The 16,420-nt window shown below is 60.5% G+C and carries 13 protein-coding genes and 1 pseudogene; 1 reads left to right on the forward strand and 13 read right to left on the reverse strand.

Annotated features, from left to right (window positions below):
• Positions 1-28: 28 nt before the first annotated feature.
• The 5 genes from ACIOMO_RS11825 to pmbA all read right to left on the reverse strand — a co-directional run bounded on the left by ACIOMO_RS11825 (position 29) and on the right by pmbA (position 4,438).
• Entirely contained in the window at positions 29-640 is a 612-nt protein-coding gene (locus tag ACIOMO_RS11825) for a superoxide dismutase (protein ID WP_053117092.1), read from the reverse strand.
• Position 641: 1 nt separating this feature from the next.
• Positions 642-1,082, reverse strand: coding sequence for a hypothetical protein (locus tag ACIOMO_RS11830; RefSeq protein WP_016984162.1), 441 nt, complete (start codon positions 1,080-1,082; stop codon positions 642-644).
• Positions 1,083-1,109: 27 nt separating this feature from the next.
• The gene (locus ACIOMO_RS11835) at positions 1,110-2,486 is read right to left on the reverse strand and encodes a class II fumarate hydratase (RefSeq protein WP_401240788.1); all 1,377 of its coding nucleotides are present in this window, start codon (positions 2,484-2,486) and stop codon (positions 1,110-1,112) included.
• Positions 2,467-2,874 carry a FagA protein gene (locus tag ACIOMO_RS11840; protein ID WP_401240791.1) on the reverse strand — a complete coding sequence of 136 codons (408 nt, stop codon included), beginning with the start codon at positions 2,872-2,874 and terminating at the stop codon, positions 2,467-2,469. Before ACIOMO_RS11840 ends, ACIOMO_RS11835 begins: the two co-directional genes overlap by 20 nt.
• Positions 2,875-3,091: 217 nt before the next feature.
• Positions 3,092-4,438 carry a metalloprotease PmbA gene (gene pmbA, locus ACIOMO_RS11845; protein WP_053117090.1) on the reverse strand — a complete coding sequence of 449 codons (1,347 nt, stop codon included), beginning with the start codon at positions 4,436-4,438 and terminating at the stop codon, positions 3,092-3,094.
• Positions 4,439-4,546: 108 nt separating this feature from the next.
• Between pmbA and yjgA the strand changes: the two genes are divergently transcribed.
• Positions 4,547-5,071 (forward strand): ribosome biogenesis factor YjgA, encoded by a 525-nt coding sequence (gene yjgA, locus ACIOMO_RS11850; protein ID WP_007915377.1) that lies wholly within the window; start codon positions 4,547-4,549, stop codon positions 5,069-5,071.
• A 90-nt stretch (positions 5,072-5,161) separates the two neighbouring features.
• Here yjgA and tldD read toward each other — a convergent pair whose 3' ends face one another.
• From tldD to mreB, 8 genes and pseudogenes are all read right to left on the reverse strand, one after another.
• Positions 5,162-6,604, reverse strand: coding sequence for a metalloprotease TldD (gene tldD / locus ACIOMO_RS11855; RefSeq protein WP_008085093.1), 1,443 nt, complete (start codon positions 6,602-6,604; stop codon positions 5,162-5,164).
• Positions 6,605-6,608: 4 nt separating this feature from the next.
• Positions 6,609-7,469 (reverse strand): carbon-nitrogen hydrolase family protein, encoded by an 861-nt coding sequence (locus ACIOMO_RS11860; protein ID WP_053117089.1) that lies wholly within the window; start codon positions 7,467-7,469, stop codon positions 6,609-6,611.
• 134 nt (positions 7,470-7,603) lie between these two features.
• Positions 7,604-11,407, reverse strand: a complete 3,804-nt coding sequence (locus tag ACIOMO_RS11865) for a YhdP family protein (protein ID WP_401240795.1) — start codon at positions 11,405-11,407, stop codon at positions 7,604-7,606.
• A gap of 75 nt (positions 11,408-11,482) precedes the next feature.
• Positions 11,483-12,940: a ribonuclease G gene (gene rng, locus ACIOMO_RS11870; protein WP_053117087.1), complete on the reverse strand. Its 1,458-nt coding sequence runs from the start codon at positions 12,938-12,940 to the stop codon at positions 11,483-11,485.
• Between the two features lie 58 nt (positions 12,941-12,998).
• Positions 12,999-13,595, reverse strand: a complete 597-nt coding sequence (locus ACIOMO_RS11875) for a Maf family protein (RefSeq protein ID WP_401240798.1) — start codon at positions 13,593-13,595, stop codon at positions 12,999-13,001.
• An 86-nt stretch (positions 13,596-13,681) separates the two neighbouring features.
• Positions 13,682-14,173: a rod shape-determining protein MreD gene (gene mreD / locus ACIOMO_RS11880; protein WP_053117085.1), complete on the reverse strand. Its 492-nt coding sequence runs from the start codon at positions 14,171-14,173 to the stop codon at positions 13,682-13,684.
• Entirely contained in the window at positions 14,173-15,303 is a 1,131-nt protein-coding gene (mreC, locus tag ACIOMO_RS11885) for a rod shape-determining protein MreC (protein WP_082341383.1), read from the reverse strand. The genes mreD and mreC overlap by 1 nt, the downstream gene beginning before the upstream one ends.
• A gap of 143 nt (positions 15,304-15,446) precedes the next feature.
• A pseudogene (mreB, locus tag ACIOMO_RS11890) lies at positions 15,447-16,420 on the reverse strand (rod shape-determining protein MreB); the annotation flags it as partial.

A 16,420-nucleotide genomic window follows, 5' to 3' on the forward strand; every position in this document is an offset into this window, starting at 1 on the left:
TCAGCCTTGGATTGTTTTTATAGATGACTTAAACCAGTGCGGCCTGATAGCGCGCAGCAACTTCCGGCCAATTGATCACGTTGTAGAACGCATTGATGTATTCCGGGCGACGGTTCTGGTAGCGCAGGTAGTAGGCGTGCTCCCAGACGTCGAGACCGAGAATCGGCGTGTTGCCGTTCATCAGCGGGCTGTCCTGGTTGCCGCTGCTTTCCACGATCAGTTTTTTCTCCGGGGTCACGCTGAGCCAGGCCCAGCCGCTGCCGAAACGGGTCAGTGCGGCTTTGGTGAAGGCTTCCTTGAAGCTGTCGAGGCCGCCCAATTGCTCATCGATGGCTTTGGCCAGCGCGCCGTCCGGCTTGCCGCCGCCGCTTGGCACCATCACTTCCCAGAACAGCGAGTGGTTGGCGTGACCGCCGCCCTGATTGATCACCGCCGCGCGAAGTTTTTCCGGCAGATCCTTAACGCTGGCGACTAGTTTTTCCACCGGCCACTCGGCGTATTCAGTGCCTTCTACCGCCGCGTTGAGGTTGTTGATGTAAGTCTGGTGATGCTTGGTGTAGTGAATCTCCATGGTCTGCGCATCGATGTGCGGTTCGAGGGCGTCGTAGGCGTAAGGCAAGGCAGGCAAGGTAAAAGCCATTTCAATGGACTCCATGGTGATGTGGGGCAGGCGCGCGGCGCGCATTGCCGGTATCCGGGTGCAGCAGGCGTTGAGTGCGCGGGTACTCGCCGTGTTCGCTGATGAAATTCAGCAGCTCGACGTAGGTCTTGCTGCTCTGGCGCAGCGCCGCTTCACGCAATGCCAGGCGCTGGCGTTCGTCCTGCATGGTTTGCAACAGCCGTTGATGGATGGCGCAGAGGTATTCGGCGCTCTCCTCCGGCTGATTCAGGCGCAGGTGCAAATCCGCCAGGTTGTGGTGAGAGATGACGCAAGCCGCCACCGCTTCGTCGGCGTCCGCCCAGCGTTCGAACAACACTTGCGCCAAGGCCAGGGCTTGCAGGTAAGCCTCACGGGCGTCGATCAGTTCGCCCAGCATGAAGCAGCGATTGGCCCGTTCGATCGTGCGTTTCCAGTGCTCCATGGTGAGCCTCCAAAGCGGTTGCGGGGTTTACACGCCGCCGGCGGTGAGTTTCTCGGGATTGAGTAACTCTTCCAGTTGGCTGCGTGACAAATCGGTATGTTCCAGGGCGACGTCGATCACCGGACGGCCTTCTTTGTAAGCCTGCTTGGCGATTTCGGCGGCTTTCTGGTAACCGATGATCGGGTTGAGTGCAGTGACCAGAATCGGGTTGCGCGACAACGCTTCTTTCAAGCGCGATTCGTTGACCTTGAAGCTGGCGATGGCTTTGTCGCCGAGCAGGCGGCTGGCATTGGCCAGCAATTCGATGCTGCTCAACAGGTTCTGCGCGATGATCGGCAGCATCACGTTCAATTCGAAGTTGCCCGACTGGCCGGCGATGGTGATCACCGAATCGTTGCCGATCACCTGCGCGGCGACCATGGCGGTGGCTTCCGGAATCACCGGATTGACCTTGCCCGGCATGATCGACGAGCCCGGTTGCAGAGCTTCCAGTTCGATTTCACCGAGGCCGGCGAGCGGGCCGGAGTTCATCCAGCGCAGGTCATTGGCGACTTTCATCAAAGTGACGGCGATGGCTTTGAGTTGGCCGGAGACGGCGACAGCGGTGTCTTGCGAACCGATCAGCGCGAACAAGTCTTTGCCCGGGGTGAATTGCACGTCGGTCAATTGGCTCAACTGACGGCTGAAACGCGCGGCGAACTCAGGATGTGCGTTGATCCCGGTGCCGACCGCTGTGCCGCCCTGCGCGAGGGATTGCAGGCTCGGCAACAAATCCTGCAGATGAGCGATGTTGGCCTTGAGCTGCTGCGCCCAGCCGTTGAGCACCTGGCTCATGCGCACCGGCATCGCGTCCATCAAATGCGTACGGCCGGTTTTGACGTGGTGATGCACTTGCCCGGCTTTGTGTTCGATCACTTGCACCAGGTGCAGCAGCGCCGGCAGCAGTTGTTCGTGCAGGGCCAGCGCGGCGCTGACGTGGATGGTGGTCGGAATGATGTCGTTGCTGCTCTGGCCGCAGTTGACGTGATCGTTGGCGTTGACCGGCTCGCCGATCAGGCGACTGGCCAAGGTGGCAATCACTTCGTTGGCGTTCATGTTGGAGCTGGTGCCGGAGCCGGTCTGGAAAATATCCACCGGAAAATGCTGCATGAAGTCGCCTTCGAGCAGGCCTTGCGCGGCGTCGCTGATGGCTTTGCCTTGAGCGGCGCTGATCTGGTTCAGCTCAACGTTGGCGCGGGCGGCGGCGGCTTTGGCGAGGATCAACGCGCGGATGAATTGCTTGGGCATCGGTTTGCCGCTGATCGGGAAGTTATCCACTGCGCGCTGGGTCTGCGCGCCGTAGAGAGCGTCCACCGGCACCTGCAGTTCGCCCATGCTGTCGCGCTCAATACGTGTCTGGGTCATCGGTAAATCCTTGGACTAATTCAATGAGAGGAATCGAGGGAAGCAACTCGCAAGTGGCGAGCTGCCAGGTGTAGCGCTGCCAGCGTTTGAGCCGGCATTTGCACAGGGACAGGCGCTCCATTTCACGCAGCGGGCGCCAGGCTTGATCGAGACAGAGGCTGCGCCAGTGCCACGGCAACGCGATGTCCATGGCGGTGTCGAGCAGCAAACGGAAGGAGGTTTCGGCGACCGTCCAGGGTGAGGTCGCGGTGCAACAAGACAGGTACCGGCCCTCGGCCAGGTAATGTTCGATCAGGCGCGGTTCGTCAGGATCCATCGCGCAACGGATCTGGCGACTCATCCAGCGCCAGCTTTCGAGGTACGGCTGCTCGTGCAAGGCATAACTCATGATCCGGGGCTCATCCGATAATGAGATTTATTATTAGATGATAATGAGAACCAAAACAAGAGCACCTGTGTAGGAGCTGCCGCAGGCTGCGATCTTTTGATCTTGTCTTTCAAAGCAAAATCAAAAGATCGCAGCCTGCGGCAGCTCCTACAGGGCAGGCATGAAAAAGGCGCGCCATCCGGTTGGATGGCGCGCCTTTTTTTGTGACGGTTGCGGTTTAGCTGCCCGCGACGGTCATCCGTTCGATCAATACCGAACCCGTGCGAATGTTGCTGCGCAGTTCCAGGTCATTACCCACCGCGACGATCTGCTTGAACATGTCGCGCATGTTGCCGGCGATGGTCACTTCCTGCACCGCGAACTGGATTTCGCCGTTCTCGACCCAGAAACCCGCCGCGCCGCGCGAATAGTCACCGGTGACCATGTTCAAGCCATGGCCCATCAATTCGGTGACCAACAGACCACGGCCCATGCGCTTCAACAGCGCCGCCTGATCTTCGTCGCCATGGGTGACGAACAAGTTGTGCACGCCGCCGGCGTTCGCCGTACTCGGCATACCGAGTTTGCGCCCGGAATACGTGCCGAGGATGTACGAGACCAATTCGCCCTTTTCGACGAACGGTTTGGCGTACGTCGCCAGACCATCGCCGTCATAGGCCGAACTGCCCATGGCGCGCATCAGGTGTGGACGCTCATCGATGGTCAGCCATTCCGGGAACAGCTTCTGCCCCAGCGTGCCTTCGAGGAACGACGATTTGCGATACAGGCTGCCGCCGGAAATCGCCGAGAGGAAACTGCCGAACAAGCCACCTGCCAGTTCTGCGGAAAACAGCACCGGCACTTCACAGGTTGGCACCGGACGCGCGCCCAAACGGCTCGCGGCCCGCTGCGCCGCACGCTGACCAATGCTCACCGGATCCGCCAGCAGACTGCCCTGACGGCTGACGTCATACCAATAATCGCGCTGCATCTGGCCGTCGGCCTCAGCAATCATTACGCAGCTCAGGCTGTGTCGGGTCGACGCGTAACCACCAATAAAACCGTGGCTGTTGCCATAAACGCGGCAGCCTTGGTGAGTGCTGAGGGTGGTGCCATCGGCATTCTTGATCCGCGCATCGGCATCGAACGCCGCCGCTTCGCAGATCAGCGCCTTCTCGATCGCCTGCTCCGGGGTGATGTCCCATTCGTGGAACAGATCAAAATCCTTCAAATCCTTGGCCATCAGCGCGGCATCGGCCAGGCCCGAGGCTTCGTCTTCAGAGGTATGCTTGGCAATCGCCAACGCCGCCGCGACAGTTTCGCGAATCGCTTCTGGCCCGGTGGCTGACGTGCTGGCCGAGCCTTTGCGCTGACCGACGTACAGCGTGATGCCAAACCCCTGATCGCGGTTGAATTCGACTGTTTCGACTTCGCGCTGACGCACGGAAGTGGACAAGCCCTGCTCCAGCGATACCGCGACTTCACAGGCGCTGGCGCCCTGACGTTTGGCTTCGGCGATGATCTGCTCGACCTGTTCCTGCAGTGCCGGCAATGCCTGCGGGCCGACGCTTTCAACTGCACTCATGCTCATCTCCACTCAAATTCTGCTTTCGGCTGGGGCCATCGAGCGACCGGGCCGGACACGCGGCCCCCGACTGGTTATCATGGCGGCGTTTCTTTGCGGACTGCCACCATGGTTGATTCTTACGACGACTCCCTCGATACGGGAGAAAAAAGCAAATCTCAGGTCAAACGCGAGCTGCATGCTCTGGTTGACCTTGGCGAGCGCCTTACAACACTCAAGCCTGACTTGATCGCAAAACTGCCACTGACCGACGCCATGCGCCGGGCCTTGGCCGATGCGCCCAAGCACACCGCGAATATCGCGCGGAAACGGCATTTGCAGTTCATCGGCAAACTGATGCGCGACCAGGACACTGACGCGATTCTGACCTTGCTCGATCAACTCGATGCCTCCACTCGCCAATACAACGAGCGTTTCCATAACCTGGAACGCTGGCGCGATCGCCTGATCGCGGGCGACGATGCCGTGCTGGAAAAATTCGTCGTCGAGTACCCGGACGCCGACCGCCAGCAATTGCGTTCCCTGATCCGTCAGGCTCAGCACGAGGTTGCGCAAAACAAACCTCCTGCTTCCAGCCGCAAGATCTTCAAGTACATTCGTGAGCTGGACGAGACTCAACGCGGTCTGCGTTGATCTCATCCTTGTAGGAGCTGCCGAAGGCTGCGATCTTTGCTTTTTAAAGATCAAAAGATCGCAGCCTGCGGCAGCTCCTACACACGTTTCTTATGCGCCCGTGCCACCGACGGTGATCGCATCGATTTTCAGCGTCGGCTGACCCACGCCCACCGGCACCGACTGCCCATCCTTGCCGCACGTGCCCACACCGCTGTCCAGCGCCAGATCGTTACCGACCATCGACACCCGGCTCATCGCCTCAGGGCCGTTGCCGATCAACGTCGCGCCTTTGACCGGCGCGGTGATCTTGCCGTCTTCGATCAGATACGCCTCGCTGGTGGAGAACACAAACTTGCCGCTGGTGATGTCGACCTGACCGCCGCCGAGGTTGGCGCAGTAGATGCCCTTCTTCACCGACGCGATGATTTCCGCCGGATCGCTTTCGCCACCGAGCATGTAGGTGTTGGTCATCCGAGGCATCGGCAGGTGTGCGTAGGATTCACGACGACCATTACCGGTGCGGGCCACGCCCATCAGACGCGCATTGAGCTTGTCCTGCATGTAACCCTTGAGCACGCCGTTTTCGATCAGCGTGGTGCACTCGGTCGGCGTGCCTTCGTCGTCGACACTCAGCGAACCACGACGGCCGCTCAAGGTGCCGTCATCGACGATGGTGCAAAGCTTCGAGGCAACCATTTCGCCCATGCGCCCGCTGTAAGCCGAACTGCCCTTGCGGTTGAAATCGCCTTCCAGACCGTGGCCGACGGCTTCGTGCAACAGCACGCCAGACCAGCCCGAACCCAACACCACCGGAAAAGTACCGGCCGGCGCAGGGATCGCTTCCAGATTCACCAGCGCCTGACGCAACGCTTCACGGGCGTAGCCCATGGCGCGGTCTTCGGCGAGGAAATAACGGTAGTCGGTACGCCCGCCGCCGCCATGCCCGCCGCGCTCGCGACGACCATTCTGCTCAACGATCACGCTGACGTTGAAACGCACCAAAGGGCGCACATCCGCCGCCAGACCGCCGTCGGTGGACGCGACCAGAATCCGTTCCCAGACACCGGCCATGCTCACGCTGACTTGCTGGATACGCGGATCTAGCGCGCGAGTCGCGACATCGATGCTCTTGAGCAACTCGACTTTCTCGGCGCGGCTCAGCACTTCCAACGGGTTATCCGGCGCGTACAACTGAGCGACGTCTTGGCTGGTGAACGCCTGCACCGTGCCGTTTTGCCCGGCACGGGAGATCGAACGCGCAGCACGGGCCGCAGCGCCGAGAGCTTCGAGAGTGATCGCGTTGCTGTAGGCGAAACCGGTTTTCTCACCGGATTGCGCGCGCACGCCAACGCCCTGATCGAGGTTGAAGCTGCCTTCCTTGACGATGCCATCTTCCAGCGCCCAGGACTCGGAGATCTGTCCCTGGAAATACAGGTCGGCGGCATCGATGCCCGGGCCGGCCAGATCGCCGAGTACGCCTTGCAGGCTCTCGATGGTCACGCCGCCCGGTGCCAACAGGTGATCACTGACTGAGGACAACAACTCGCTCATAGGTTTACGCCTTAAATTCATGTTCTGAAGCAGGTCGCTGTGCGCCCTGCGAGAAAAACCGCCGATGACTCGTCACCGGCATCCGCGCCCTGATGGACGCTTGTTCACTGCTATCGCGTTCGGCCAACAACACCGCTTCGCCTTGATCCTGTTGCGCCAGCACGCGGCCCCACGGGTCGACAATCGCCGCATGACCAAAAGTTTCGCGCGGCCCCGGATGGGTTCCACCCTGCGCTGCCGCCAACACATAACACTGGGTTTCGATGGCCCGCGCGCGAATCAGTACGTCCCAATGCGCTGCGCCGGTCACCGCGGTAAAAGCCGACGGTGCGGTAATCAATTCAGCACCGGCCGCACGCAATTCGCTGTACAACTCCGGGAAGCGCAGGTCGTAACACACGGTCAGGCCCAATTTGCCCACCGGCGTGTCCGCCACCACCACGCCACTGCCATAAGCATAGTCATCGGATTCGCGGTAACGGCCGCGATTGTCGGCGACATCGACATCGAACAGGTGCAGCTTGTCATAGCGTGCAACGATTTCGCCGTGTTCGTTGACCAGCAGCGAGCAGGCATTGGCCTTCGCCGTCGGTTGATCCACCGGCGGCAACGGCAATGTGCCGGCCACTATCCATAACTTGAGGTCGCGGGCGGTCTGTTTCAACCATGGCAGGATCGGGCCGTCGCCCAATGCCTCGGCGCGGCCGATATCAGCGACGTCGCGACGGCCCATGGCGGCGAAGTTTTCCGGCAGCACCGCAAGCTTCGCGCCCCCGGCGGCAGCCTGTTCGAGCAGGCGCCGGGCCTGAGCCAGATTGGCCAGCACGTCACTCTGGCTGACCATTTGAATCACCGCAAAAGACATGGCCGCTCCTCGAAATCTGCATGTGACGGTGTAGGAGCTGCCGCAGGCTGCGATCTTTTGATCTGGCTTTTAAAAAACAACATCAAAAGATCGCAGCCTGCGGCAGCTCCTACACGGGGATAGCGTCATGCTACTCAAAAAGGCTTGTCGAAAGTGATTTTCGGCTCTTTCCATGGGCCTTTGACGGTGTATTTGACGCTGGCGAAACGCGCCACCTGGTCGCCGATCAGCTTGTCGATCAGGAACAAAGCGCCGCCAATCGCCGGGGCACCGACGATCAGCGCGGCAATCGGCAGGTTGTTGGTCACCGGCAATGTCACCATCAACTTGGCGTCGACTTGCTCCGCAACCATGTCCAGTTTGCCGTTGAGTTCGATGTTGCTCGACGGCCCGGTCAGGCGAATCGGCTCCTTGGTGTCGTAAACACCATTCGTCGCCACCAGCAGGCCTTTGACCCGGTCGTAGCTCAGGCCTTTGCCGAACAGGTCGGAGAAGTCCAGGCGCAAGCGACGACCAATCGAGTTGAAGTTGAGCAGACCGAACACGCGCAACGCCTGTGCGCCGCCCTCCACTTCAACGAATTGACCTTTGTTCAGCGAGGCATCGAGGGTGCCGGAGAAGCGCTTGGTCGCCAGCCATGCCGGCGAGCCCGGCCAGCGGCCATCGACGTCCATGTGGAAATCTTCGCTGGTCACGCTCGGCGCATAACCCCAGCCCTTGAGCACATCGGCGAGGTTCTTGCCGCTGATCCGCCCTTTGAACCAGCTGTTGCTCGAGCCCGCCGCGCCTTCCCAGCCACCGTTGCCCTGCAAGAGGATGCCTTTGAGGCCCATGTCGAGGCTGTTCAGGGCGATGCCTTTGGCAGTCGGGCGAATTTTCAGCGACCAGCCACCGACCAGATCCTGGCCCTGGAACAATTGATTGATGGTGATATCCAGCGCGGGAATCTTCGTCGGATCGACCGAGGCCAAAGGATCGGGGGCGTTCTCGTCGGTCTGCACATTCGGATCCGCCGCCGGCAGCTTCACGTATTGCATGTTCACCGCAATCGGCACGCCCTTGGCGTCCGGCAGGCTGGCGGTGCCTTTAGCCTGCTGACTGTCGAGGGCCAACGCCCATGCGCCAGGTTTGCGATTGAGCTGCACCGACGCCTGATCCAGCGTGGTGCCGAACGCCGTCAGCTTGCCGACTTTGATATCCGCGCTGTTGAGCAATTTGTTGGCGCTGCCGCCCGGATCCTGCCCGGCGTACTTGTTGAGCAGATCCTGCCACGGCGCGACATCCAGCTCCGACAGCACACCGCGGATGCGCAAGCCCTTGGCACCCGGCAACACCGCCTCGCCCGCCCCGAGGAACAATTCACCGCGACCGTCAGCAAAACCGCTCGATGGCGCGGCATAGGTGAAGTTGGCCAGTTGATCGTAGTTGACCCAGTAACGTCGTTCCGGCCCTTGCAAGGTCATGCGGAACACCGTGTCGCGCCCGACATCCGCCGCCATGCCGAACGGTGCCGGCAGATCCACCGCCACGCCCTTGAGGTTGGAGCTGACCATTAATTGGCTGTCGGCGCCGTCCAGATTCAATTGCAGTTGATACGGAATCGTCCCGGACACCGGCAACGGTTGCGTCACCGCCAGCCAGTCGGTGAGCTTCTTGACTTCGACCTGCCCTGTCGCCGCAACACGCGTTTTCAGCTTGCCCGGACTGCCGTCGGCAAAAATCTGCGCGGTCACCGGTTTGTCGAAGGCCCGTGCGCTGATGTTCTGCCCGCTGAGGCCTTTGGCGCTGTCGAAGCGGAAATCACCCTTGAGTTGGCTCAGCTCCAGCTTCGGCTCGGCCAGTTTCAACTTCGCGTTGGCGGTTTTGAAATCAACGAGGACTTTCGGCTCCTCGCCTTTGCCCAGCGGCACGTCGAGTTTGAGCTTGCCACGAAGATCCCCTGAGCCTTCCCAACCGGCGAAGGTTTCGCCCGTGCCGATCGGCGCATCCTGCAGAATCTTCAAGCCATCGCCAAGACCACCGGCGAACGCGCCATCCAGCAGCAAGTGCGAGTTCTGCCCGGACGGCACATGCGGAATATTGACCGAGACATCGCTGACCTGGGTGTCGAGCAACTGACCCTTTTTCGCCAGAATGCGTACGCCGCTGTCCTCGATAAACACATCACCGCTGACCTTGCTGACGTGCGGCCAGCCCGGCTGGAATGCGAGTTCAGCGTCATGCACCTTGAAGAACAGACTGATGCTGCGGTCGGCTTCTTTGGCGTCCTTGCTCAGCGAGCCCTGATACTGGAAGAAACCTTCATCCACCGCGCCTTTGAGGATCGCCGTGCGCAGCCATTCGTCGAGCGCCGGGCTCAAGACTTCCGGCAGGTACTTGGCGGTGTAACGACCGTCGCCGTCGACCAGACCGACGCGCAAGTCCATGTAGTCTTCCTGGCTGTGATCGAAATGCAGACGAATCAGGAAGTCGCCGGCAATCTTGCCCTCTTCGCCGAGCACCTTGAGGTACGGCGCGATCAGGGTGAATCCGTCTTTATCAAGTTTCCACGTCAGGCGCGCGTTGGCCTGAATGTATTGCCACGGCTTGGCAAAAATCGGATCGAGGTGCAGGACAAAATCCTTGCTGTCCATGCGCAGTTCGCCGCCGTCGAGGTTGCCACTGAGGCTGCCGCTGACATTTCGTGCAGCCGGAGCGCCGTGATAGGCATCGAAGCCGACCTTGTCGAGGTTGGCGGCGAAGCTGAATTTTGTGCCGTCAGTGGCCGCCGGACGGAAATCCAGCAGCACGTTGCGCAGGCCACCGGTCACTTTCAGGTGATCGACCACTTCGGCGAAACCTTTGGGTAACGGCCCGAGCGCGTTGAGCAGTGGCGTGATCGGCGTCAGATCCAGACGATCAGCCTGCAGATGCCAGAGCTCTTCCACTTTGTCGGTGGCGCGGGTCTGTTGCAGTTGGACGCGGGATTCCCAGCGGGTTTCGCCGAAATTCATCGCCAGCGAATCAAACGTCACCGCCGCGCCGTCGCCACTGTCGCGGTAGTACGCGTTGATGGCGAGGTTGTTGATCTGGATCGGCTTGCGTTCGCCATAGGCGCCGGTGACTTGCGGCGCGTTCAAGCGAACAGAGGCGCTTTGCAGCGTGCCCTTGGCCCAATCGATCCAGACCTCACCGCCGGCCTTGATCTCGGAAAAATTCCATTGTTGGGTCAGGCGCTCGGGCAACCATTTCGCCCAGTCGCTTTGCGGCAGACTGGCGTAGCCCTCGACCGTGCTGTCCTGCCATTGCTCGGGGCGCAGGCGCGTGCGCAGGTTGATCGCCACGGGCTGGCCGTCCGGCAGAGTCAAACGGGCATCGAGACGTTGGCGACTGGCGCCGGTTTTCAGGTTGAGGCCGACATAGGTGAGGGTCATCGGCGCGTGATCCTGCGGCTGCAGGGTCACTTGGCTGTCGAGCACCGAGAGTTGCTGAATCATTTGCGAACGATTGAACAACTGCTGCGCATCCAGCGGTTGATCGTTCTGCACAGGCAGACCTTCCAGCGCCCAACTGCCGTCCTCGGCTTCCTTGAGGCTTATCTTCAGGCCATTGAGTTCCAGATGGGCAATGCGCACTTCACGGGCCAACAGACTGGCCCAGAGATCAGGCACGGCGCGCACTTGATCCAGACGCAACGCATTGGCGCCGCTGCCGACCATCACATCGCGTGCCAGCAGAATCGGGGCGAAGCCGCTCCAGTTACCTTCCAGCTCGCCGATCTGCAACGGCATGCCAAGGGCGGCGCGGGCCTTGTCTTCGATGTCGGTGCGGTATTCGGCGACCAGCGGGGTCAGCTCGCGGCCGAGGCTGACGTACAACGCCATCAACACCAGAACCAACGCGCACAGGCCCAGCCCCCAACGGGTGAGTGCGGCCAGAATGCGTGTCAGACGCTCCATGTCAGATGGCTCCCATGGCAATAAAACTGCGAAAAGCTGAGGCCAGCCGCGGTAGAAAAAATGTGACGCAGGGGATCAGAGCAGCACCACGTCGTATTGTTCCTGGGAATACATGGTTTCCACCTGGAAGCGAATGGTGCGACCGATAAACCCTTCAAGTTCGGCGACGTTACCCGATTCTTCATCGAGCAGTCGATCAACCACTTTCTGGTTCGCAAGTACGCGATAACCCTCGGCCTGATAGGCACGGGCCTCACGCAGAATCTCGCGGAAAATCTCGTAACAGATGGTTTCCGGAGTCTTCAATTTGCCACGACCCTGACAACTGCTGCACGGCTCGCACAGCACTTGCTCAAGACTTTCGCGGGTGCGCTTGCGAGTCATCTGCACCAGGCCCAACTCGGTGATGCCGATGATGTTGGTCTTGGCGTGATCGCGCTCCAGCTGTTTCTCCAGCGTGCGCAGCACCTGACGCTGGTGCTCTTCATCTTCCATGTCGATGAAGTCGATGATGATGATCCCGCCCAGATTGCGCAGGCGCATCTGCCGGGCAATCGCGGTGGCGGCTTCGAGGTTGGTCTTGAAAATGGTTTCTTCGAGGTTGCGATGACCGACGAACGCGCCAGTGTTGACGTCAATGGTGGTCATGGCTTCCGCCGGATCGATCACCAGATAGCCGCCGGACTTCAGCGGGACTTTGCGCTCAAGGGCGCGCTGGATTTCGTCTTCAACGCCATACAGATCGAAAATCGGCCGCTCGCCCGGATAATGCTCCAGACGATCGGCGATCTCCGGCATCAGCTCGGCGACGAACTGCGTGGTTTTCTGGAAGGTTTCCCGCGAGTCGATGCGGATCTTCTCGATCTTCGGGCTGACCAAGTCGCGCAGGGTGCGCAGGGCCAGACCGAGGTCTTCGTAGATCACGCTCGGCGCGCCGATGGTTTTGATTTGTTCGTTGATCTGATCCCACAAACGACGCAGATAACGAATGTCCATGAGGATTTCTTCAGCGCCAGCGCCTTCAGCCGCGGTGCGCAGGATAAAGCCGCCCGCCTCCTGAATGCCTTCTTTGGCCACACAATCGCTGACCACTTTTTTCAGGCGTTCGCGCTCGGCTTCGTCTTCGATTTTCAGGGAAATGCCGACGTGGGCGGTGCGCGGCATGTACACCAGATAGCGCGACGGGATCGACAGTTGTGTGGTCAGGCGTGCGCCTTTCGAACCGATCGGGTCTTTGGTGACTTGCACCACCAGGCTCTGGCCTTCGTGCACCAGCGCGCTGATGCTTTCAACGGAGGAGCCTTCGCGCAGGGAAATTTCCGAGGCATGAATGAACGCGGCGCGATCCAGACCGATGTCGACGAATGCCGCCTGCATGCCCGGCAGTACCCGGACAATCTTGCCTTTATAGATGTTGCCGACGATCCCGCGTTTTTGCGTGCGCTCGACATGGACTTCTTGCAGCACACCGTTTTCGACCACCGCCACGCGCGACTCCATCGGCGTGATGTTGATCAGAATCTCTTCACTCATGGCAGGATCTCGTTCAGACATTTTCACGATAATGGCCGCATCTGGTTTCGTACGACGCTCATTGCGCGCTTAGGTTTTGCCAACAGGGTATGCCGAAATGGCCCAGCAGTTCTGCGGTTTCGCAAACAGGCAACCCGACCACCGCCGAGTAACTGCCATTGAGCCCGGCGACAAACACTGCGCCGAGGCCCTGAATGCCATAGCCACCGGCCTTGTCCCGGGGTTCACCGCTGGCCCAGTAGGCCGCGGCTTCTTCACGACTGATCGGGCGGAACCGCACCAGACTGTGCACCACGTGCGACTCGCAACGCTCGTCGTCGAGCACGGCGATTGCCGTCAGCACTTCATGTTCCTTGCCGGACAACATCATCAGCATGGCGCATGCGTCGGCTTCGTCCACCGGTTTGCCGAGAATTTTACCGTCGAGCACCACAGCGGTATCCGCGCCCAGCACACAATGCTGTTCGGCGGACACGAGCGTGCGTCGCCCGGCCTCGGCTTTGCCGCGCGCCAGACGCTCGACGTAGGCCGAAGGGGATTCGTTGGTTAAAGGGGTTTCATCGATGTCCGCGCTGATGGCGGTGAACGGCACGCCGATCTGCGTGAGCAATTCACGCCGACGCGGCGAACCTGAGGCAAGGTAAAGCGACTTCATCACGACATCTCCCTGTTTAGTGCCCTGCCTCACAAATACTCTTCCCTGTTGGCGGCGTCACCGGTGCGGGTACATGCCTGATCGACTCAATTGATCTTGTAGCGGCGGCGCAATCCACGCAGAGCGAAGCTGATCCACGGCCAGAGCAAGGCGCTGACCAGTGCCGGCAATACCAGCGCCAGCGTCGGTTGACGGTTACCGGTCAACGCGCTGAGCCACAGCTGCACGAGCTGGGCGAGGCCGAAGATCACCAGAATCACCAGGCACTGCTGCCACATCGGGAACATGCGCAAGCGCTGTTGCAACGAGAGGACGAGGAAAGTAATCAGCGTGAGGATCAAGGCGTTCTGCCCCAGCAGCGTGCCATAGAGCACGTCTTCGGCCAGCCCCAGACAAAACGCGGTGACCATCCCGACCGTCTGCGGCATGTACAGCGCCCAGAACGTCAGGAGCAGCGCCAGCCACAGCGGGCGGAGGATTTCCATGAATTGCGGCAACGGCGAAACACTGAGCAGCAGGCCGATGGCAAAGGTCAGCCAGACGATCCAGCCGTTACGCGAGGCAGTCGCTCCGACCATTATTCTTGTCTCCCGGTGGTGGCGGGCGCAGTCACCGGCGGTTTCGCCGCTGGCCGTGCAGCCGGCTGAGCGGCCGGAGGTTTACTGGCGGCGGGCGGTTTAGACGCCGCTGGCGGTTTGCTCGCAGCAGGCTTGGCCGGTGTCGCAGCGGCAGCGGCCGGTGCGGCGGGCGTTGCTGCTGGAGTCGCCGCAGCGGCGGCAGGTGGCGTGACGGTTTTCGGCACAGTGGCCGGGATCACCGGGCCACCGCCCTGCGCGTCGAGATTTTCCTGGGCTTGCGCGGCGTCATTGGCGCGCTCTTCCGGCGTGCGGGTGTCGCTGAACACCAGCAGCATGTAGCGGCTGCGGTTTAGTGCTGCCGTCGGTACGGCGCGGACGATGGCGAAGGGCTGACCGGAATCGTGGATCACTTCCTTGACCGTCGCCACCGGGTAACCGGCCGGGAAACGCTGGCCGAGACCGGAGCTGACCAGCAGATCGCCTTCTTTGATGTCGGCGGTGTCGGCAACGTGGCGCAGTTCCAGACGTTCCGGGTTACCGGTGCCGCTGGCAATCGCACGCAGACCGTTACGGTTCACCTGCACAGGAATGCTGTGAGTCGTGTCGGTCAACAGCAATACACGTGAGGTGTACGGCATCAACTCGACCACCTGGCCCATCAAGCCGCGCGCATCGAGCACCGGTTGACCGAGCACCACGCCATCGCGTTCACCTTTATTGATGATGATGCGATGGGTGAAGGGATTGGGATCCATGCCGATCAACTCGGCCACTTCGACCTTTTCGTTGACCAGTGCGGAAGAATTCAGCAACTCGCGCAGCCGAACGTTCTGCTCGGTGAGGGCGGCAAGCTTTTGCATGCGACCCTGCAGCAGCAGGTTTTCGGTTTTGAGTTTTTCATTTTCGGCGACAAGCTCGGTACGGCTGCCGAATTGACTGGCCACGCCTTCCCATAAACGTCCGGGCAGGTCAGTGATCCAGTAGGCATCCATCAGCACCAGCGACATCTGGCTGCGTGCAGGCTTGAGCAGACTGAAGCGGGCATCGACGACCATCAGCGCGACCGACAGCACGGCCAGCACCAACAGGCGCACACCCAACGAAGGGCCTTTGGCGAAAAGCGGTTTAATAAGCCGCTCCTCCCAGGCAAATGTTCTGTTTATTCATACGGCATCAAACCGGCCTGGATGAAGACTGACAGAAGATAAACGCCAACAGGCAGCACTGCAAAGTGCTGCCTGCGCGCGCTCACCCACGTATTGCAACCCAGCACTTACTCGCTGGAGAGCAGATCCATGGTGTGCTTATCCATCATTTCCAATGCACGGCCACCGCCGCGAGCAACACAGGTCAGCGGATCTTCGGCAACGATCACCGGCAGACCGGTTTCCTGCGCCAGCAACTTGTCGAGGTCACGCAGCAATGCGCCACCACCGGTCAGCACCAGGCCACGCTCGGCGATGTCGGAAGCCAGTTCCGGCGGCGATTGCTCCAGTGCGCTTTTCACGGCCTGAACGATGGTGGCCAGGGACTCTTGCAGAGCTTCCAGCACTTCGTTGGAGTTCAGGGTGAATGCGCGTGGAACGCCTTCGGCCAGGTTGCGACCGCGAACATCGACTTCACGAACTTCGCCGCCCGGGTAGGCAGTACCGATTTCCTGTTTGATGCGCTCAGCGGTGGATTCACCGATCAGGCTGCCGTAGTTACGGCGCACGTAGGTGATGATCGCTTCGTCGAAGCGGTCGCCGCCAACGCGTACGGATTCGGCATAGACCACACCGTTCAGGGAGATCAGTGCGATTTCAGTGGTACCACCACCGATATCCACGACCATCGAACCGCGCGCTTCTTCGACCGGCAGGCCGGCACCGATCGCAGCAGCCATTGGCTCTTCGATCAGGAACACTTCACGGGCACCGGCACCGAGGGCCGATTCACGGATGGCGCGACGCTCAACCTGGGTGGATTTGCATGGAACGCAGATCAGCACACGAGGGCTAGGCTGCAGAAAGCTGTTTTCGTGAACTTTGTTAATAAAGTATTGCAGCATCTTTTCGCAGACGCTGAAGTCGGCGATCACGCCGTCTTTCATCGGACGAATGGCAGCAATGTTGCCCGGCGTACGACCGAGCATGCGCTTGGCTTCGGTGCCGACAGCGACGACACTTTTCTGATTACCGTGTGTCCGAATAGCACAACCGATGGCTCATTCAGGACGATACCGCGCTCGCGCACGGAAATAAGGGG

The sequence above is a fragment of the Pseudomonas sp. NPDC087804 genome, assembly GCF_044742965.1.
GTDB classification, from domain to species: domain Bacteria; phylum Pseudomonadota; class Gammaproteobacteria; order Pseudomonadales; family Pseudomonadaceae; genus Aquipseudomonas; species Aquipseudomonas rustica.